Origin of the sequence: methanotrophic endosymbiont of Bathymodiolus puteoserpentis (Logatchev), from assembly GCF_900128525.1 — a bacterium.
Classification (GTDB): domain Bacteria; phylum Pseudomonadota; class Gammaproteobacteria; order Methylococcales; family Methylomonadaceae; genus Methyloprofundus.
In genome coordinates, this window is sequence record NZ_FQTQ01000061.1 from 25803 (window position 1) to 46420 (window position 20618).

The window sequence follows — 20618 nt, forward strand, 5'->3', positions numbered from 1 at the left end:
ACTTGACAATATGGCTAATTAATTATGAACTTCCCCCGACTTATTCCAGAGCATATTTTTTTCGCACTGCGTTTTTTTCTTGCTCCATTTTTAACTTTTATTTTGGCAAAAACTCTATTTGAATTGTTGGCCTTCAACTTTCTTGATTTAAGCCAAGTTGTTAATCAGTACATTTCTCAAGCCCGTGATATATCTAGTGCCGTTAAGATAAATGAAATTAAAGCACGTTTATTATGGGCTACCAGTGTCATGGTATATTTTTTTATTACGATAGGGTTTGGTGCCTTTATATGGGATTTATTAAGGAGTTCAGAAACAAAATTAACATTATTGTTTTTTACCGTCATAGCAATCGTCATTTCTGTTGTGGAAACAAGTTATTTACTTAGTGTGGAATCTACAGTAAGCCCCATAGCCAGTATTTTTAATTTTACTTTCGACACTTTATCAGGTTCAGGGTACTTTACTTTAAATCAGTTATTTATTGTACATACCACTTTAGATATTATTAATCTGATAAGCTTTTTAGTTGTACCATTTGGCTTAGTGGCAGGCTGCTGCATTATGCATAAAATTCCGTTAACCTTACATAAAGACGCAGAGTTTTTTTTAGGCCGTTCAGAACAGTTAAAGAAATTAATTACCGCTGGCTCTGCAGTTATGGTGATTGGTGTTATTCATATGCAGTTATGGCTAAATTGGCCACTCGCATTTCTTGATGGAACAGAAAAAATAACGCAGTTGAAATCTATCACAGTATTAATATGTCAATATTGGGGGGTAAGTTATTCCTTGATCATTGCGGCCTTATACATTCCTGCTGCTAGTTATTTAAGTAATCAAGCAAAATTGGCTCTTCAGCAAGGGGGGGATAGAGAGCAAAGACAAGACCCTGCTAAATGGCTTATTGAGAATCATATGATGTTTTCACCTATTGCTTCACTGCCACAAATCCTGACTGTAATAGCACCAATGTTAGTTGGTACATTTAGTTCTGCGTTATCGGATCTTGTGTTTTATTAATAATTGATATTACTAATCACTTCACTTTTAAAAAGAGCTAGCTAAAACATCAAAGGTAAGAATTTATTCCCTTCACGCAGGGAGAGGCCGTTAAAATAGATAGGGATCTGAACGCTTACCATACCAAAGATCATTTATCTAATTGCAAAATGGCTCACTATAAACGTAATATCTTATTTCTTGTTACATTCATTATTATCAAATCTAAATGGCAAAATTAATTATTCTTAATAAACCTTTTGATGTACTGACTCAGTTTACTGATGGCGCAGGAAGACAGACATTAAAAGACTATATCAATATAACAGGCATATATCCTGCTGGGCGTTTAGATCGTGATAGTGAAGGACTTGTTTTGCTGACTGATTCGGGGGCGTTGCAACATCAAATCAGTGACCCCAAATATAAACTTGAAAAGACTTATTGGGTTCAAGTTGAGAATATCCCCAGTGAAAAATCATTAAATTATTTGCGTAATGGCGTACAACTTAAAGACGGTCTTACGCGTCCTGCAAAAGCAAAGTTGATAGAAGCACCTAGCGTCTGGGAGCGTATTCCGCCCATACGTGAGCGTAAAACGATTCCAACTCAGTGGATTGAACTTAAAATAACAGAAGGTAAAAATAGGCAAGTTCGGCGCATGACTGCTGCCATTGGACACCCGACCTTACGTTTAATTCGTTATGCGATAGGTGCTTGGACACTAGATTCACTTGAATCTGGACAATGGCAAGAAGTGCTTGCACCGCCCGCAAAAGATCTGGTACATAAGCTAAGCCGTCCTAAGCATTGCAATAGAAAAATAGGGAAATATATGCCCGAGGGGAGAACAAAAAAGAAAAGACAGAGTGATGCTCAATCAACCAGTAGGACAGCTCGAGTTAGGCGAAAGTATGATTGAAGCGGTAACTTGCTGTGTAATATACTTATTTATCAATTTTTAAATAATTGCCTGTGGATATGAATTCAGGAGATATTATTTGTAATGAATTAAAATATAAGGATTAAAAATTAAGTTTGTAGCCATACAATTCGCTACTACATTTCATTAACAATCTTCACAACGGCTCTTATCAGCCGGTCAAGCTCTTGGTCGGTAATAATAAACGGTGGCATCAGGTAGATTAATTTGTTAAAGGGGCGTACCCAGACTCCTGCTGCCACAAATTTAGGCTGTAAACTTTTTAGGTTTATCACTTGATGTAATTCTATAACACCAATTGCACCCAACACTCTTACCTCTTTTACATGCTTATATTGCTGACAGGGGCTTAGGCCCTGTTGTAATAAGCTTGCTATGTTTTTTACTCGGCCTTGCCAAGGCGACTCTAGTAGTAGCTTGACACTGGCTAATGCTGTTGCACAAGCTAGTGGGTTAGCCATAAAGGTGGGTCCATGCATAAAAATCCCTGGCTCACCGTGGCGGATACTGTTGGCAATTTCATTGGTCGCTAAAGTTGCCGCTAAGGTCATATAGCCACCCGTTAATGCTTTGCCTAGGCACAGTATATCGGGTGCAATATTGGCGTGCTCACAGGCGAATAATTTACCTGTACGGCCAAACCCTGTTGCTATTTCATCTAAAATTAACAGAACATTGTATTTGTTGCATAATTCTCGTACTTGGTATAAATACATGGGTGAATAAAAGCGCATTCCTCCAGCGCCTTGGACAATCGGCTCTAAAATAATAGCGGCAATTTCTTGGTGATGGGTTTTTAGTTGGCTGGCTAAAGGTGCAATATCTTCTGCTGTACAGACCTCATAAAATCCGCAATTTGGAGCCTCAGCAAAGAGCTGTTTAATCAGTGTGTTATTAAATAAACTATGCATACCATTATCAGGGTCACTGACAGACATTGCGCCAAAAGTATCGCCATGATAACCATGGCGTATGGTAAGCAAACGTTTTTTTTGTGTTTGATTTTTTGTATGCCAGTATTGAATAGCCATTTTCATAGCAACTTCAACGGCTACTGAGCCTGAGTCGGAAAAGAATACGGTTTGCAAAGGCTCAGGGGTAATGTCGACTAGTTTTTGAGCTAATTCAATTGCAGGTTGATGGGTAAGGCCGCCAAACATAATATGCGCCATCTTATGTAATTGCTGTTCAATGGCTTGATTTAGTATTGGATGATTATAACCGTGTACTGCGCTCCACCACGAAGACATGCCATCAATAAGCGTAGTGCCATCCATTAGGGTAATAGTGACACCTTGAGCGGACTTAACGGGGTAAATGGAGGTATCTGACTGGGTAATGCTATAAGGGTGCCAGACGTGTTGTTTATCTTGCTCTAAGAGGGTGTTGATAGTTTGCACAGATTTACAAGTCACAGAGATAAAAGGTTAAATAATTCAACTGCGAAAATGAGTAGCCACAAAGGAGACAGTGAATTAACGAGTTTAATGTCGGTACTGTGCAGTCTTTGTGGCTTAAGCGTAGAGTTAACAATTAGCTCATTTGTTTTTCGCGAATTTCATCGAGTGTTTTACAATCGATACAAAGTTCTGCGGTAGGGCGTGCCTCTAAGCGACGAACACCAATCTCTATACCGCATGACTCACAGTAACCATAGTCATCTGTGTCGATAAGTGCGAGTGATTCACCAATTTTTTTAAGTAGCTTTCTTTCTCGGTCACGTGTTCTTAGTTCGAGGTTGAATTCAGACTCCTGCGATGCGCGATCGTTAGGGTCTGGGTAGTTTGCAGCATCGTCGCGCATATGAACAACAGTGCGATCCACTTCGCGCATTAAGTCATTTTTCCAATTCGTTAAAATACCTCTAAAATGTTCTTTTTGCGCTGGGTTCATATATTCTTCGCCTTTCTTTTCTTGATATGGCGTAAAATTGAAAGGGGTACTTTCAGCTGAAGTGCTGCTAGTCATCCATTAACTCCTGATTATTTTAAAAAACTGCGCATTTTTATCAGGATATTGACAATTAAGCAAGAGAAATTACTATTATTTGCAATTTTTTCTCACTTTATAAAGGGTAGTTTATGCAAGTAGCAAAGCGAATGGAGGCAATTACTCCTTTCTATGTCATGGAGTTACTGCGCCGTGCAAAACAGTTAGAAGCGCAGGGGCGTGACATTATTCATATGGAAATTGGCGAGCCTAATTTTGCCACGCCTGAATTAATTACTCAGGCGGGAATCGATTATTTAAAGAAGGGCTATGTTAACTATACGCCTGCTGCTGGACTGCCAGAGCTAAGGCAGAAAATTAGTGATTTTTATAAACAAAAATACCAAGTAACCGTGCCGATAGAGCGTATTTTTATTACGCCAGGCGCTTCGGGGGCTTTTTTGCTTGCTATGGGCGTAAGCATTAATCAAGGTGATGAGATTATCTTATCTGACCCATGCTATCCTTGTAATCAAAATTTTATTCGTTTATTTTCTGATCATGTAAAAAAAGTGCCCGTATATGCGGATACGGCTTATCAGTTATCAGTCGATTTGTTGCGGCAACATTGGCAAGCGCAAACGCGTGGTGTTTTAATTGCCTCGCCTTCAAATCCAACAGGTACTATTATTCAAGCGAATGAATTAGCTAAAGCCATTGAGTTTGTTAACGTTAAGCAAGGCTTGTTCTTTTCCGATGAAATTTACCATGGTCTAGTCTACGAGCAAGGTGTAGCGAGCGCCTTAAAATTTAGTGACCAAGTGTTTGTTATTAATAGTTTCTCTAAATACTTTGGCATGACTGGTTGGCGTATCGGTTGGCTTATTGTTCCTGAAAACTTTGTCCAAGCAACAGAAAAATTAGCGCAAAATATCTTTATTTCCACGTCAAGTCATGCGCAATATGCCGCTCTAGCGGCTTTTGAACCAGCCACTTTGCAAGAGCTAGAGTTAAGACGTGAGGGGTTTGCTAAAAAACGTGATTTTTTATATAAGCATTTACTTCGCTTAGGTTTTAAGATCCCTGTCAAACCGGCTGGCGCTTTTTATATTTATGCGGATGTTAGCCAGTTTACTGATAATAGTCAGGCATTTGCTGAGCAGTTACTTGAAGTTGCTGGCGTTGCCATTACGCCAGGTAAGGATTTTGGACAAAATGAAAGTCAGCATTATTTACGTTTTTCTTATACCGGTTCAATGGCTACAATAGCCGAAGGAATAGAGCGTTTAGAGCGTTTTATTAATCATTTATAGCTGGAGAGTTCGATTAACATGGCAATACAACAAATAACCCCGATTTTTTTACAATATGAATTATTAGAAAATCCAGAGGCATATTTTTTATTAGATGTGCGCGAGCCTTTTGAATACCAAATAGCGAGTTTGCAAAACAGTGTATTAATACCTATGAATCAAATATCTGAGCGTTTACAGGAGTTAGATAAAAACCAGCCTATAGTTGTTATCTGTCATCATGGGGTACGCAGTGAGCAAGTCGCTTATTATTTAGTACAGCAGGGGTTTGAAAGCATTTTTAATTTAAGCGGTGGTATTCATGCTTGGGCTAATGCTTGTGATAGAGAGATGGCATTATATTAATGGCTTAGGGGTAGTTTTGCGTAATATTAGGCTTATTCAAGTGTTTCGATAGGAATTGATTCAAAGTAATGTTCATCTATTTTTGTGATAGAAGTCGCACAATATATCATTTAATTTACAGTAGTTTTTTTGTTCACAGAAATGTTTAAAAAATTAGCTATACTTATTTGGAGTGTCGATGTGTTATTGAGTAGGCAGTAAGCCGGTAGTGTGCAATATATTTAGTCAAGAAAAAACGAGTACTAGAGTGGAGTTATATGAGTAGGAAAAATGATAGTGCATTTTATTAATAAAAATACAGCTCAAAAGCAGCAGCGCAAAAGTATGATTTTGCTTTGTATTGTTTTGTTACTAAATGCGGGGGTTCTGAATGCTGCAGAAGTGATTGTTAGTGCTAATGTAGTGGGACAGTTAAAAGATACTCATAAATTGCAGGCAATCTTTAGTCTGCGTACTTTATATTGGCCTAATGGTGAGAAAATTAAGGTTTTTGTTTTGCCTGATAATAGTGCAGTGCATAAAGAATTTGTTAAGGAAAAACTAGGGATGTTTCCTCATCAACTACGTAGAACATGGAATCGAATGACTTATACAGGGACAGGCCAACCGCCTATTACGGTTGATTCAGTAGCGGAAATGCTAGATAAAATTCAACATACGGATAATGCGATCGGTTATATAGACAGGAGGGTTGAGGATGAATCGATTCATTACTTTAATGCCCCGTAATATCTTGTATTTTGTATGTCTGCTTTCTGGTTCTGTTTGTGCCCAAGAAATAAACGCTGAATCAGTTATAGGCGCGCCTACTCAAGAAGGTAATAAACTTTGGGAGGGTGTTAAAAAGACTTGGAGAGATGATATACAGTTTCATGGCTTTTTAAGCCAAGGTTTATTTTCTTCGTCAGGTAATAATATCTATGGTCAAAGTAAAGACAGCGTGTCTGCTGACTCGACTGAAATAGGTTTAAATGTTTCTTATCAAGCGTTTAATAACTTAAGCTTTGCGGTACAAGGTTTGTATCGACGTGCAGGAGCTAATACTGGTGATGCTGGCGAGGTGACATTAGACTTTGGTTTTGTGGACTTGAATCTTTTAAATTTATCAGACGGCCGCATAGGGGTGCGTGGTGGACGAATTAAAAACCCTTGGGGTTTGTATAATGAAACCCGAGATGTTGCTTTTACCCATCCGACTATTTTGTTGCCGTTGGCCTATTTTGAACGCTCTAGAACCTTGTTTTTAGCTTTAGATGGTGGGCAGTTGTATGCCGATTACAATACCTCAATGGGAGATTTCTCATTCAAATTTAATTATGGCTGGGCAAATGCTGATGATAAGGAGTTGTTAACCGCTATTATCAATGATCCGACAGCATCGGGTTATTTAGAGTCTGACCCTAGCTTTGTCACGCAATTAAGTTATGAAATTTTGGGCGGAGAATATGTTTTCGCTTTGAGTTATGCTGAATTGAATATGAGGTACCAAGCTAAGAATATAGGGGATCCCTATGCGCAACTAGACGCAGATATTAAAAGTTTTATTATTTCAGCTCAGTATAATGGTGAAAAAATTAGTTTTACAGGCGAATATAGTTTGCAATGGAATGAATTTACAGATATTAGATTTGGAGTGCCTGATAACTCGCCTGTCAGTGAGCATTGGTATGTACAAGCAGGTTACCGGCTTTTAGATAATTTACAGGCTACGCTTCGTTATGATTCTACGGTGCAAGATAAAAATGATCGTTATGGAAAGGGCGTTGAAGCAGCCACAGGCGGAATGGTTCCTGGTCATTTGATGTATGCTCAGGATATTGTTTTTGGTTTACGTTGGGACATTACACCAGCTTGGATGATTCGAGCTGAATACCATCGTATGCATGGCGCGACTACTATTAGTTTATTGGAGAACCCTGACTTTTCAAAGATAGTAAAGAATTGGAATATCTATGCTTTACAGGTTGCCTTTAGGTTTTAATTATTTTTTACCTGTAAGTTTAAATGTGTTATCTATGTAGCCAAAAGAGTTAATCTATATAAATAGAATAAATGAGATTATTTTTTATTAATAGGTATATAAAACAAAAGCGATTGAAGTCACTTTTGCTCTGTATTTCTCTATGCTTAAATGCACAGGCTGTTGATGCTACAGAAGTGATTGTTAGTGCTAATGCAGTGGGACAGTTAAAAAATTCTCATAAACTACAGGCGATCTTTAGTCTGCGTACTTTATATTGGCCTAATGGTGAGAAAATTAAGGTTTTTGTTTTGCCTGATAATAATGCAGTGCATAAAAAATTTGTTAAGGAAAAACTAGGGATGTTTCCCCATCAACTGCGTAGAACATGGAACCGAATGACTTATACAGGGACAGGTCAACCGCCTATAACAGTGGATTCTATAGAGGAAATGCTAGACAAAATTCAACATACGAATAATGCCATTGGCTATATAGACAGGAGGGTTGAAGGTGAATCGATTCAATACTTTAATGCTCCGTAATATCTTATATTTTGTGTGTTTGCTTTCTTGTTCTGTTTGTGCCCAAGAAATAGACACTGAATCAGTTATAGGCGCGTCTACTCAAGAAGATAATAAACTTTGGGAAGGTGCTAAAAAAGCTTGGCGGGATGATATACAGTTTCATGGCTTTTTAAGCCAAGGTTTATTTTCTACTTCAGGTAATAATGTTTATGGTAAAAGTAAAAATAGCGTGTCAGCGGGTTTAACCGAAATAGGTCTTAATATTTCCTATCGAGCGCTTAAGAATTTAAGTTTTGCAGCGCAAGGTCTATATCGGCGAGCAGGGGCTACTACAGGTGATGCAGGCGAAGTGACATTAGACTTCGGTTTTGTGGATTTGAATCTTTTAAATTTACAAGAAGGTCGCATAGGGGTACGTGGGGGACGAATAAAAAATCCTTGGGGCTTATATAATGAAACTCGGGATGTTGCATTTACCCACCCAACTATTATTTTACCTCTGACTTATTTTGAACGCTCTAGAACATTAATGTTAGCTACCAATGGAGGGCAGTTGTATGCGGATTACAATACGTCATTGGGGAATTTATCCTTTAAATTTAATTATGGTTGGGTAAATGCAGATGATAAGAATATATTAACTGCTATTACTTATGACCCGACAGCATCGGGTCATTTAAAGTCGAAACCGAGTTTTGCTACACAATTAAATTATGAAATGATGGGGGGCACATATATTTTTGCATTGAGTTATGCCGACTTAAGTATGAGTTACCAAGCTAAGAATTCTGGTGACCCTTACGCGCAGATGAAAGCAAATATTGAAGCTTTTATGGTTTCGGGACAGTATAATGGTGAAACGTTTAGTTTTGTGGGTGAGTATAGTCTTAGGTGGAGTGAATTTACAGATATTAGACTAGGTGTGGCGGATACCTCTCCTGTCAGTGAGTATTGGTATGTACAAGCAGGTTATCGGTTTGTAGATGATTTTCAAGCGACACTTCGCTATGACTCTGCAGTACAAAATATTAATGATAAATCAGGTCAAGTATTTCATGAAAAAACGGGGTTACCGGCTCAATTGACGTTTACTCATGATATTACTTTTGGTTTACGCTGGGATATTACACCAGTTTGGATGATTCGAGCTGAATATCATCGTGTTCATGGTGCGACTACTATTAATTTATTGGATAATCCTGACTTTTCAAAGATAGTAAAAAATTGGAATATTTATGCCTTACAAGTTGCCTTTAGATTTTAATTATGCAGAAAAATAAGCACTTTTTAAGCTTAAAGTGGAAGTTTGCTTTTGGCTTAGGTGGCCTATTAATTACTCTTTATAGTGCATACGCTTACTATATTTATTATCAGGCAGTCGATAATTTTTCTAACAGTCGTGTTACAGCCCAAACTAACCAGATAAATATTGCCCAAGCTTTAACAGAAGAGTCTTTTTTTGTTTTAGATCGCTTTGTCGAGTCTATCCTATTGATACAGAGTGATGAGACAAAAACGGGGGCGCAATTGCAGCAGCTATTTGATGAGCATTGGCAGCATTGGCAAGTTATTTGGGGTTTAGAAAATGCAGCTTTTTATAACCGGCAGAGTATAGAGGTTAAACGCTGGGGGAAAGATATTCCGTCTGATTCCGAAATTATTTTACGTGCTTTTACGCAAGAAGTACCGCAACACCAACTTATTTGTGCTAAAGGGTGTTTTCAGCAAATATTGACTCCAGTTTTATTCAATTCAGAAGTGCTTGGCGTTTTAAGTGTATCGGTAGCACTTTCAGATACTTTGTTACAGTATCAGCAAACCATGCGAAATGATTTAGGTGTGCTTATCAGTGACAATAGTCAGGCGCTATCCGCTATTACTCATGCGAAGAAGAATATTCCCTTATGGCAGAAAGCAAGAGAAAATTATGTTTTAGAGGATTTTCTAGGGAAGGGGGTTGTTTTTATAAAAGATAGGCGGCGTTATGAATTGCGTGTTTTTCCGATTAGTAAAAATTCAAGCAGCGCCCCGTATTTCGTTATTATTAACGATATAACAGAAGATTATAAAAATCTACAAAATAAATTACTGCAATTAGGTATTATTGGTTTAGTTGGGCTTTTTCTGGTTATTTTTATCCTACTGATTAATATCCATTTTATTTTAGCAAGGGTGGCGCAATTGTCACAAGCCTTGCCTTTATTGGTACAGCATCAATATCAAAGCTTTAGGAAGAAATTAAAAAGTCAAAGCAGTACCATTTTTAATGATGAAGTGAGTCAATTAGCAGAAACTGCTGCTTATGTGGCTAAAGACTTGGAAATCTTAAGTGATGATATTGAAAAAAATACTGAGTTATTAGTCAAAAAAAGTCAGGAATTAGAAGAAGAACGGGATTTTGTTGCCCAATTAATTGATACAGCGCCTATTTTTATTATTACGCAAAATATGCAAGGTGACATACTTACGGTTAATAAAGAGGGCTTAATGGATATGAAACTGAAGGCTGCTGAAATCATCGGTATGCCTTTTGCCAAGCTTATTTCTGATAAAGATCATTTACAAAAACTTGAACACTTAAGGCTAAATAAAGAGTCTAAAGAAATAACTTTTGATGATCGGTTGGCATTGCTAACAGAAGAGCCTATGTATCTTTCATGGATACATACTATCTTGCGCGCTAAGAATAATAGTCAAGAACCTGTGGTTTTAAGCTTAGGTGTTGATGTTTCTGAGCGCCATGTCGCAGATGAGCAATTGATTTGGCTAGCGAGTCATGACCAATTGACTGGCTTAGGTAATCGACGCAATTTTCAGCATGAACTAGAGGCTAGGCTTGCTCTCGCGAAGCGATATAAAGAGCAACTCGCTCTGTTTTATTTAGATTTAGATCAGTTTAAAGTTATCAATGATACCCATGGGCATCAGGCTGGTGATGAATTATTGCAAGTTATTGCCAGTGTTCTTAAAAAAGAAATAAGAGACACTGATTTACTGTGCCGTATAGGTGGGGATGAGTTTACGCTAGTTATTTCTGCTACAACGCTGGAGGGTGTGGAAATATTAGCAAATAAGTTGTTATATGCATTAACGCAAATTAAATATATTATTAATGAGCAGATTCACCCTATTAGCTTTAGTATTGGTGTTGCTATTTATCCACAGCATGGGGAAACTCAACAAGAATTGTTGACAAACGCTGATTTGGCCATGTATCACGCTAAAAAATCAGGTCGCGCTCGCTATCATATTTTCTCTCCTGAGTTTGAATATCAAGCCGTATTAACTGAACAGTTGCGCTGGAAACATATTATTGAACATGCAATAAAACAGGATGAGTTTGTTTTGTATTACCAGCCTATACTAGATATTAAGCACAAGAAAATTAGTCACTATGAGTGTTTACTAAGAATTGTGCAGCAAGATGGCACCTTATTAATGCCTGGAGATTTTATCATTCAAGCTGAGCAAATTGGCATTATTGACCAAATTGATCATTTGGTTTTAAGAAAGGCAATAGAGCAGCATTTAGCTTTTCAAGCAATAGGTAATAATTCGCGTTTAGCAATTAATTTATCAGGGCGCTCAATGAATGATATGGATATTCTGCCTTATATTGAAAACTTATTAAGCCAATCCGGCGTTAAACCTGAACTCATTATTTTTGAAATTACCGAAACCTCAGCCGTTTCTAATTTTATGTCTGCTAAGTCAATGATTAAGCGTTTAAAAGCACTGGGTTGCCGATTTGCATTGGATGATTTTGGCGTGGGTTTTTCTTCTTTCTACTATTTGAAATCCTTACCGGTTGATTATGTAAAAATTGATGGTTCTTTTGTGAAGCAAATGGATGTCAGCGAAGAAGATAGAATTTTTGTTAAAGTACTAACGGAAGTTTCACAGGCTTTTGGTAAGCAAATTATTGCTGAATTTGTAGAGAATAAGGAAATTTTATCATTACTAGAGCAGCAAGGCGTTGATTATGCACAGGGCTATTATATTAGCAAACCCATTTCTGACCCTTTGGATTTAAGTCATGTTAAAGGCCTAGAATAGAAGGGCTTAATAACGCGTGATAGGTAAGATTGATACAGGCTGTTCTATGTAAATCCTATAATACAGCTGCTTTACTTAGTTGTCTGGGGAAGCCTCTCTACAACTTAATAATTAAAAAATTAAATTATGTTAATGCTTATTTCACCTGCTAAATCACTCGATATGCAGGCTTCAGTTCCTAAAATTACCCCTACAAAGCCAAGATTTTTAGACGATAGTCAGCAGTTGATTAATCAATTACAAGAGCTGAACCCAAAACAAATACAGCAACTAATGGGTATTAGTGAAAAGTTATCCGAATTAAATTACCAGCGTTTTCAAGCTTGGGTACAATCTGATGCAACTGCTCAATGTCCTGCTTTGTTTGCATTTCAGGGGGATGTTTATCAAGGCTTAGAGGCTAATTTATTAACTATGGATGAGCTTGAATTCGCACAGCGGCATTTACGAATTTTATCAGGTCTTTATGGTTTATTGCGTCCTTTGGATTTAATGCAAGCCTATCGCTTAGAAATGGGAACGAAATTTGTTAATAAGCGTGGCGCGAACTTATATACTTTCTGGGGTGATAAGATTTCAGCTTTAATTAAAGCGGATATGCCTCCTGATGAAGCACCAGAATTAGTCAATTTAGCCTCAAATGAGTACTTTAAAGCAGTAAAGCCTAAATTGATTGAGAATAAAGTGATTACTCCCGTTTTTAAAGATTTTAAAAATGGCCAATACAAAATTATTAGTTTTTATGCGAAAAAAGCACGCGGATTGATGGTTGCTTATGCATTAAGAAATAAAATTACCCAAGCAGAGCAATTAAAGGAATTTGATAGTGCAGGCTATCATTTTGCAGAAGAGTTATCTGATGATAAGCAGTGGCTTTTTATTCGAGATAATTAACGCTAGGGCGGATTGAAGTCCGCCCTATTTTTTACCTATAAATGAAAATGGAAATTTCCTAGTCCACAAGACCTCTCTAAAGTGGCAATAATCTTATTTGCATCGGCTGTAGATTCATTCGGCCCCCGAATATAAGAAGGCATTTTATCTTTACCATAACGGTAGCGAGACCAACAAAAACCAAGTTTTTCTTCACCAAAGATGTTTTTTAGAGCGTGATAACTTGAGGGGCTATGAAAACCTAAATCTTTGGCATACTGTGCCGCGCCATCAAGTAGTTTTTTCGCACAGGCGGGCTTGATTTTTGTAAAGGCATAGCCACCATGTGATTCGACAATACCTGGCTTAAAAACCTTTTCATATTCTGGAATCGGCATTGTTTTTAACCGGGCCTGCTTTACCCCTAGACAGTAAACATCAATAATAAACGAGCATACAGCCACTTCACCTTGAGGTGAAACTCTGCTTACGAGCATATTACCGATACCGGCTGCAAATAAATTATGGGGTATTAGGCATTCGTAAAAAGGATACTCAATATAGGGAGCTAGTTTTTCTTGTAATCGCTGTGATGAGTTTTCTGATGTAGCCGATTTTCGTTTCTGTTTTTTTTGTTGTGCTTTTTTTTGTTTTTGTTGTTCTGTTAAAGCCATTAGACATCCTTTAAATGCGAGTAGTCAGGGTAGGTGTCTATAATATGACGTATTATTTTATGAAGCGAGCAGAAAATAGTTATATTATGATCTAATCTGCTGCATCGCCTATCTATATAAAGCGATTGCATAAATTTTGGGAGTAAGAATATGGAATATAAAAATAATAAAGTTTTGTTGGATGCATTAGTACAATTGATTCGAGACAAAATGCCGGGTCAGTCAGTTGAACCTTTAATTTTGTTTGCTCGGCATTATTTTAGTGAGAATGCCTTTGATGATATTGCTGATAGAACTTTAGATGATTTATATGGTGCAGTTTTATCTCATTGGAACTTATTTTTAGTTGCGCCGACGCAAAAAGAACAAATTAATATTTATAACCCCACTGTTGAAGAGTTTGGTTGGCAAAGTACGCATACGGTCATTGAAATTGTATTGCCTGATAGACCTTTTATCTTAGAATCAGTCACGATGGAAATTAATCGTTATGGATTAGTTAACCAGCTGGTATTGCATCCTTTATATTGGGTCACTAGAGATAAACAGGGAAAATTATTAAATGTATCTATCACTGAGCAAGAAGGTGCACAATTAGAAAGTGTTGTGCATATCGAAATTAACCGGCAAAGTAATATTGAATTTATTACTCAACTAAAAAATAGCTTATTAGGTGTTTTACAGGATGTGCGTGTAGTCACTGAAGATTGGCATCCCTGTCTGGCTAAAGTGCAAGCTGAAATTAAGGTACTAAAAGAACAGAATAACCCTCAATTACAAGAGTCCATTGATTTTTTACAGTGGTTACAAAATAATCATTTTGTTTTCTTGGCCTATAGGGAGTATCGGCTTATTAAGCAAGATGAGAAAATAGGTTTTAGTGTAGTCGCTAACAGTGGACTGGGTGTTTTGCGTGATTCTATTGCTAAGATTCCTAAGCAGAATTTTATGCCCATTAGTAAAGATGCTTATCAGCTGTTAAATACCCCCGAACCTTTACTGATTACTAAGGCAACGAGCAAGGCAAGCGTGCACCGTCCTGTTTTTATGGATTATATAGGTATCAAACAGTATAACGAGACAGGGCAGGTAGTCGGTGAAAAAAGATTTTTAGGTTTATATGCTTCTTCTGCTTATACTTGCGAGCTTAAAAATATTCCTATTGTACGTAGTAAAGTCAGTGCTTTAGCCGAGCGCTTTAAAAAAGGTAATAGTACTCATAATACTCGGTCTTTACTCTATGTTATCAATTCATTACCAAGAGATGAGTTATTTCAGGCCGATGAAAATACACTTTATCATTGTGCTATTGGCGTATTACAAGTACAAGAACAGCAGCGTGTGCGTGTTTTTGTGCGTCATGAAGTTTACGGGCATTTTATTTCCTTATTAGTTTTTGTTCCTAGAGAGCGTTATAACACTCAGTCACGGAAAAAAATTGAAGCAATTTTAGTCGATGTGTTCAAAGGGAGTGATACAGACTTTGGGGTCAAATTAACAGAATCCATATTAGCTAGAGTACATTTTATTATTCATAGTAAGGCTGATTGTTGCATTCAGTATGATGTCAAAGACATTGAACAGCGAATTGTTGCAGCTTTATCGAATTGGCATGATGAGTTAGCAGAAGAACTCCATTTTTCTTACGGTGAAGCGGAAGCAAATGATTATTTACAAGCTTATCGTCATGGCTTTTCAGAGGCTTATAAAGAGTCTGTTTCAGCACGTAATGCTTTATTAGATTTAAAGCGTTTTGAGAAAATGATACAAGCTAAATTAGCTGTATTAGGTGTTGTGTATAGTCCGTTGACTGCTACTGAGCAAAAGCAATTATATTTTAAATTGTATTGTTGGGGGGAGCAGGCCTCATTATCACGTAGTTTGCCTATGTTAGAGAATATGGGGGTTAAAGTACTCAGTGAACATCCTTATGAAATCATCAAAAAAGGTCAAGATAAACATTTTTGGATTCACGATTTTGGCCTAGGTTATGAGAATGTTGCAGGTTTAGATTTAGAATCATTAAAGCCTCGTTTTCAAGAGGCTTTTGAAAAATGTTGGGCTGGACATGTGGAGAATGATGGTTTTAATGCCCTTGTGATTAATGCTGCTTTAAATTGGCGAGAAGTGAATATTTTAAGAGCCTTATATTTTTATTTAAGACAAATTGGCATTACCTTTAGCCAAAGCTATGTTGAAAAAACTTTGAGTCATAATGCCAATGTTGTGCAATTATTGGTGCAACTCTTTACTGTGCGCTTTAATTTTTCTGAAAATAAAACGGATACAGCCCCACTTTTAGCGGATATTTCGAGTTTGATTGAGCAAGTTCAGTCTTTAGATGAGGATCGTATACTCAGACGTTATTTGAATTTAATTTTAGCTGCTGAACGAACTAATTTTTTCAATCAAACGGTTGATGAGAAAGGGGCTCCTTATTTTTCTATTAAGTTTAACTCAGCAAAAATTGACGAAATTCCATCGCCCATTCCTTATTTTGAGATATTTGTTTATTCACCGCGAATGGAAGGGGTGCATTTGCGAGGTGGTGCTGTGGCGCGCGGAGGCTTGCGCTGGTCTGATCGGCGTGAAGATTTTAGGACCGAAGTACTGGGCTTAATGAAAGCACAGATGACTAAAAATGCAGTAATTGTACCGACGGGAGCTAAAGGCGGGTTTGTCGTTAAAACAGTTTGTGCTAAATCAGATTTTTTTGCCGAAGGTGTTGCTTGTTATCGTATTCTTATTCGAGGGCTATTAGATATAACGGATAATTATCTAGACAATCAAGTCATAAAGCCTAAACATGTGACTTGTTATGATGGCGATGATCCTTATTTAGTGGTTGCAGCGGATAAAGGGACGGCGAGCTTTTCGGACTATGCGAATGAATTATCTAAAAGCTATCGTTTTTGGTTAGATGATGCTTTTGCATCGGGGGGGTCTGCTGGTTATGACCATAAACAAATGGGGATTACTGCACGTGGAGCTTGGGTTTCTGTACAGCATCATTTTGATGGTTTAGGTATTGATATACAGAAAACCCCTTTTACTGTCGTTGGTATAGGCGACATGGCCGGGGATGTTTTTGGGAATGGTATGCTGTTATCTAATAAAATTAAATTACTGGCTGCTTTTAATCATGAATCTATTTTTATTGACCCAAACCCAAATACTGAGATTAGCTTTCAAGAGAGACAGCGCCTGTTTAACTTAGAAAAGTCAGGCTGGGGTGATTATGATACGAGTCTCATTTCTGAGGGGGGAGGCGTTTACTCGCGTCAAGATAAAGTCATCGCATTAAGTGATGGTGCAAGAAAGGTATTGGCCATCGAAGCATCCAAGCTATCACCAAATGAATTGATTAGAGCGATATTGATGGCTAAGGTAGATTTACTTTGGAATGGTGGTATAGGTACTTATGTTAAAGCCAGTTCTGAGGTTAATAGTAATGTTGGTGATAGAGCTAATGATGCTTTACGTATTAATGGTGAGCAATTGCGTTGCAAAGTTGTAGGTGAGGGAGGGAATTTAGGATTTACTCAGCTGGGGCGCATTGAATACGCATTAAATAAAGGGTGTATTAATACTGATTCAATAGACAATTCTGCAGGTGTAGATTGCTCAGACCATGAGGTAAATATAAAGATTTTGTTGAATGGCTTGTTACTGCAAGGTGATATGACCCATAAGCAACGGGATATATTGTTAGAAAGTATGACTGACCAAGTTGCTGAATTGGTATTACTCAATAATTATCAGCAAAATCATGCAATTACTATGATTCAGGATGAGTCAGTACAGCAGCTAGCAGGGGTAAAGCGTTTAATTAGGTGTTTAGAAACAAAAGCACACTTAAATTGTGAGCTGGAAAAAATACCTGATGATAAGGAAATGCAAACGCGTAAGATTTCTGGGAAAGGCTTGACACGTCCAGAAATTTCAGTGTTATTTTCTTATACGAAACTGCTTTTTAAAACAAAATTATTATCAGAGTCAGAGAATATCAATTTGGCATTGTACCAACATGAACTGCTCACTTATTTTCCAGAACCTTTACAGTCTACTTATGCTAATGAAATTCAAGAGCACCGATTGGGCAAAGAAATCGTTGTTAATCATTTAATTAATTATTTAATTAACCGCTTAGGAATCGTCTTTCCGCATCAATTTATGGAGGAATTAAGTTGCTCAGCTTCGGGGTTGGTTAATACTTATAGTTGGGTATGTCGTATTTTTGAAATCGATTTAATCTGGAAAATGCAAAGTGAACTAGATGGTTCAGTGAATAAATCAGTACTGGATAATATTAAGTTTCGGCTTAGAAAGTTAGTTGAAAGAGCTATGTATTGGTGTGTGCGTAATGAACCTCAAGGAGATATGGATGAGCATTATATACAGTGCATCGCAGAGTTAGCTGATAACTTACAAAGTCTGGTAACGGAGAAAGAGCAACATCATATTGATGAAACAGTAGATAACTTTATTAAAGAAGGTGTCAATGCGGAACTTGCCTTAAAAATTGCGCAACTAGATATTTTATTTTCTTGCTTAAATGCCGTAAAAGTACAAAAGAAAAGTCATTGCACTTTACAAGAAGTCACTAAAGGCTTGTTTTATTTGGATGAGGTTTTGAATCTTGCTTGGTTACGTAATCAAATTATCTTGCTGCCTCAAGAATCCAGCTGGGAGGCCCAATCAAGGCGAGCCATGATTGATGAATACCATCAAGTTTGCTGTGTATTGCTACAGAGTATATTAGCAGAGGAAGGTAAGGGGATTACACATAAATTAGAAACTTGGCGTGAGAAAAATACGATTGCATTTGAGCGCTATATTGCCATGATTAATTCGGCTGAAGCGGATGAAAATGTGCAATTAGAAAAAATTGTGGTGATTTTAGGGACTAGTTGGAATTTAACGGTTTATGGAAATTAATTTTTAGAGTCGCGCAATGAAAGTTTTATTGATTACTCCGCCGATGACTCAGTTAAATACACCGTATCCAGCTACCGCATATTTAACAGGGTTTTTAAAGCAGCAAGGCTATACGGTGACACAGCGTGATTTGGCGATTGACCTATTATTAGATATCTTCTCACGTCAAGGTTTAGAAAAATTATTGGATCAACTAGAAACTAATTTTGCAAGTATTGATGACGAAGATTTGCCAGACAGCGTGTATAACTTTTTAGCTAATTATGCGCAATATTATCAATGTATTGATGGGGTTATCCACTTTCTACAAGGTAAAGATCCAAGCTTAGCTTTGCGCATAGCGAAGCGCAGTTTTTTACCAGAAGGCCCGCAATTTGAATCTCTGGCGCAAATGGAAGAGATGAATATCGAAGTCTTGGAGCAAGCTTTTGGGCTGTTAGGTGTACAAGATAAAGCCAAATATTTAGCGACTTTATTTATTAATGATATTGCCACAGTCATCACTGAAGGCATAGATCCTAATTTTGAAGTGTCGCGTTATGCAGAGAGGCTTGCCGCCTCTAACCCTAGCTTTGATGATTTATATAATACATTACATGCGCCAGAACCTAGTTATACAGAACTCCTTATTGAACAATTATTACAACAATATATAGATCAGGAAGCACCGACAGTATTAGGTATTAGCGTACCTTTTCCAGGTAATATGTTGGGTGCATTACAAGCGGCTAAGTATTGTAAGCAATATGCTCCGGACATAAAAGTCGTCTTAGGGGGTGGTTTTATCAATACCGAGTTACGTGCACTAAAAGAGCCACGTATTTTTGAGACTATTGATTATATTTGCCTTGATGATGGTGAGCGGCCTTTATTAACCTTGTTAGAATATTTTAAAGGTGATCGGCAGCGTGAAGAGTTGCTTAGAACTTATTATTTACAAGCAGGACAAGTTGTTTTTAATGCTCAGTCAACTTTGCATGATATTGCCCAAAAAGAAGTAGGTACACCTAATTATGAAGGCCTACCTATCGGTAAGTACTTGTCTTTGTGCGAAGTGCTTAACCCTATGCATCGGATTTGGAGTGATGGGCGTTGGAATAAAATCACAATTGCCCATGGTTGTTATTGGGCGAAATGCAGCTTTTGTGATATTAGCTTAGACTATATTGGCAAATACGATGATGCAGGTGCGGATATTACCGTACAACGTATTCAAACTTTAATTGCCGAAACAGGGCAAACCGGTTTTCATTTTGTTGATGAAGCCGCACCGCCTAAAGCTTTATTTGCATTAGCGAAAAAACTAATCGAGCAAGATATAGTCATTACCTGGTGGGGCAATATTCGCTTTGAAAAAACCTTTACAGCAGAAAAATGTCAGTTACTAGCAGATTCAGGCTGTATTGCCGTGAGCGGCGGTTTAGAAGTTGCCTCAGATAGACTGCTTACCTTAATGCAAAAAGGTGTCAGCGTTGCTCAAGTGGCTAAAATCACCAAAGCATTTACTGATGCAGGGGTGTTAGTTCATGCGTATCTGATGTATGGTTTTCCCAGCCAAACTGAACAAGAAACGGTGGATGCTTTGGAGTATGTGCGCCAGCTAATGTTTAATGGCTGTATACATTCAGCTTATTGGCACCGCTTTGCTGCAACTATACATAGTCCGGTGGGTTTAAACCCTGAACAGTATGGAATAGAGCTTATTGCGAATAAAAATGTTTTATTTGCAGAAAATGATGTGGATTATATAGATTCTGTGCAAACGGATCATGATTTGCTTGGTATCGGATTAAAAAAAGCCTTATATAACTATATGCACAATATGGGCTTTGAATATCCCGTATCATTTTGGTTTGATGAGCAGGTAAGTGAAACCAGAATAGAGGAAGATTATATCGCTCGATGCTTGTATTGAAATTTCTAAATTAGATTTAATATTAGAGCATCCAGCATAAGAAATGGATGCAGAAATGATACCTAGGCAATGAATGCGAAGAAATAGGGGGGAAATTGAAGGTAGCTGAAATAAAAGATACGAGTTAACGTGTGGTTGCCAAA

15 protein-coding genes are annotated in these 20618 nt (G+C 37.5%); 12 read left to right on the forward strand and 3 right to left on the reverse strand.

Annotation, left to right across the window (positions count from 1 at the left end; all coding sequences use genetic code 11):
* Positions 1-24: 24 nt before the first annotated feature.
* A complete protein-coding gene (locus tag BQ7314_RS03980) occupies positions 25-1023 on the forward strand; it encodes a hypothetical protein (protein ID WP_174482414.1) in 999 nt (332 codons plus the stop codon).
* Between the two features lie 208 nt (positions 1024-1231).
* Entirely contained in the window at positions 1232-1924 is a 693-nt protein-coding gene (locus tag BQ7314_RS03985) for a pseudouridine synthase (RefSeq protein ID WP_174482415.1), read from the forward strand.
* Between the two features lie 137 nt (positions 1925-2061).
* Here the strand turns inward: BQ7314_RS03985 and bioA are convergent, their stop codons facing one another.
* Both bioA and dksA read right to left on the reverse strand, forming a co-directional pair.
* A complete protein-coding gene (gene bioA / locus BQ7314_RS03990) occupies positions 2062-3360 on the reverse strand; it encodes an adenosylmethionine--8-amino-7-oxononanoate transaminase (protein ID WP_245394909.1) in 1299 nt (432 codons plus the stop codon).
* 118 nt (positions 3361-3478) lie between these two features.
* Positions 3479-3913 (reverse strand): RNA polymerase-binding protein DksA, encoded by a 435-nt coding sequence (dksA, locus tag BQ7314_RS03995; protein WP_174482416.1) that lies wholly within the window; start codon positions 3911-3913, stop codon positions 3479-3481.
* A gap of 113 nt (positions 3914-4026) precedes the next feature.
* On the opposite strand from dksA, the gene BQ7314_RS04000 reads away from it, so the two are divergent.
* The 8 genes from BQ7314_RS04000 (at position 4027) to yaaA (ending at position 12969) form a co-directional block, all read left to right on the forward strand.
* Positions 4027-5187 (forward strand): pyridoxal phosphate-dependent aminotransferase, encoded by a 1161-nt coding sequence (locus BQ7314_RS04000; RefSeq protein ID WP_174482417.1) that lies wholly within the window; start codon positions 4027-4029, stop codon positions 5185-5187.
* A gap of 18 nt (positions 5188-5205) precedes the next feature.
* Complete coding sequence (locus tag BQ7314_RS04005; RefSeq protein ID WP_174482418.1) at positions 5206-5532, forward strand: rhodanese-like domain-containing protein; 327 nt, start codon at positions 5206-5208, stop codon at positions 5530-5532.
* Between the two features lie 270 nt (positions 5533-5802).
* The gene (locus BQ7314_RS04010; protein WP_174482419.1) at positions 5803-6261 is read left to right on the forward strand and encodes a hypothetical protein; all 459 of its coding nucleotides are present in this window, start codon (positions 5803-5805) and stop codon (positions 6259-6261) included.
* Positions 6230-7513 (forward strand): TonB-dependent receptor, encoded by a 1284-nt coding sequence (locus BQ7314_RS04015; protein WP_174482420.1) that lies wholly within the window; start codon positions 6230-6232, stop codon positions 7511-7513. Before BQ7314_RS04010 ends, BQ7314_RS04015 begins: the two co-directional genes overlap by 32 nt.
* A gap of 71 nt (positions 7514-7584) precedes the next feature.
* On the forward strand, positions 7585-8037 hold the full coding sequence (locus tag BQ7314_RS04020) for a hypothetical protein (RefSeq protein ID WP_174482421.1): 453 nt from the start codon (positions 7585-7587) through the stop codon (positions 8035-8037).
* A complete protein-coding gene (locus BQ7314_RS04025; protein ID WP_174482422.1) occupies positions 8006-9283 on the forward strand; it encodes a hypothetical protein in 1278 nt (425 codons plus the stop codon). Before BQ7314_RS04020 ends, BQ7314_RS04025 begins: the two co-directional genes overlap by 32 nt.
* A gap of 2 nt (positions 9284-9285) precedes the next feature.
* Entirely contained in the window at positions 9286-12075 is a 2790-nt protein-coding gene (locus tag BQ7314_RS04030; RefSeq protein ID WP_174482423.1) for a bifunctional diguanylate cyclase/phosphodiesterase, read from the forward strand.
* Between the two features lie 126 nt (positions 12076-12201).
* Positions 12202-12969 (forward strand): peroxide stress protein YaaA, encoded by a 768-nt coding sequence (gene yaaA / locus BQ7314_RS04035; protein WP_174482424.1) that lies wholly within the window; start codon positions 12202-12204, stop codon positions 12967-12969.
* Positions 12970-13004: 35 nt separating this feature from the next.
* On the opposite strand, the gene BQ7314_RS04040 is transcribed toward yaaA, so the two are convergent.
* Positions 13005-13622, reverse strand: coding sequence for a hypothetical protein (locus BQ7314_RS04040; protein ID WP_174482425.1), 618 nt, complete (start codon positions 13620-13622; stop codon positions 13005-13007).
* A 150-nt stretch (positions 13623-13772) separates the two neighbouring features.
* On the opposite strand from BQ7314_RS04040, the gene BQ7314_RS04045 reads away from it, so the two are divergent.
* On the forward strand, positions 13773-18560 hold the full coding sequence (locus tag BQ7314_RS04045; RefSeq protein WP_174482426.1) for an NAD-glutamate dehydrogenase: 4788 nt from the start codon (positions 13773-13775) through the stop codon (positions 18558-18560).
* A gap of 16 nt (positions 18561-18576) precedes the next feature.
* Complete coding sequence (locus BQ7314_RS04050; RefSeq protein ID WP_174482427.1) at positions 18577-20475, forward strand: B12-binding domain-containing radical SAM protein; 1899 nt, start codon at positions 18577-18579, stop codon at positions 20473-20475.
* Positions 20476-20618 lie beyond the last annotated feature (143 nt).

Coding starts and splice junctions, on each gene's coding strand:
- BQ7314_RS03980 (WP_174482414.1), top strand. CDS start 25: ATGAACTTCCCCCGACTTATTCCAGAGCATATTTTTTTCGCACTGCGT.
- BQ7314_RS03985 (WP_174482415.1), top strand. CDS start 1,232: ATGGCAAAATTAATTATTCTTAATAAACCTTTTGATGTACTGACTCAG.
- dksA (WP_174482416.1), bottom strand. CDS start 3,913: ATGACTAGCAGCACTTCAGCTGAAAGTACCCCTTTCAATTTTACGCCA.
- BQ7314_RS04000 (WP_174482417.1), top strand. CDS start 4,027: ATGCAAGTAGCAAAGCGAATGGAGGCAATTACTCCTTTCTATGTCATG.
- BQ7314_RS04005 (WP_174482418.1), top strand. CDS start 5,206: ATGGCAATACAACAAATAACCCCGATTTTTTTACAATATGAATTATTA.
- BQ7314_RS04010 (WP_174482419.1), top strand. CDS start 5,803: ATGATAGTGCATTTTATTAATAAAAATACAGCTCAAAAGCAGCAGCGC.
- BQ7314_RS04015 (WP_174482420.1), top strand. CDS start 6,230: ATGAATCGATTCATTACTTTAATGCCCCGTAATATCTTGTATTTTGTA.
- BQ7314_RS04020 (WP_174482421.1), top strand. CDS start 7,585: ATGAGATTATTTTTTATTAATAGGTATATAAAACAAAAGCGATTGAAG.
- BQ7314_RS04030 (WP_174482423.1), top strand. CDS start 9,286: ATGCAGAAAAATAAGCACTTTTTAAGCTTAAAGTGGAAGTTTGCTTTT.
- yaaA (WP_174482424.1), top strand. CDS start 12,202: ATGTTAATGCTTATTTCACCTGCTAAATCACTCGATATGCAGGCTTCA.
- BQ7314_RS04040 (WP_174482425.1), bottom strand. CDS start 13,622: ATGGCTTTAACAGAACAACAAAAACAAAAAAAAGCACAACAAAAAAAA.
- BQ7314_RS04045 (WP_174482426.1), top strand. CDS start 13,773: ATGGAATATAAAAATAATAAAGTTTTGTTGGATGCATTAGTACAATTG.
- BQ7314_RS04050 (WP_174482427.1), top strand. CDS start 18,577: ATGAAAGTTTTATTGATTACTCCGCCGATGACTCAGTTAAATACACCG.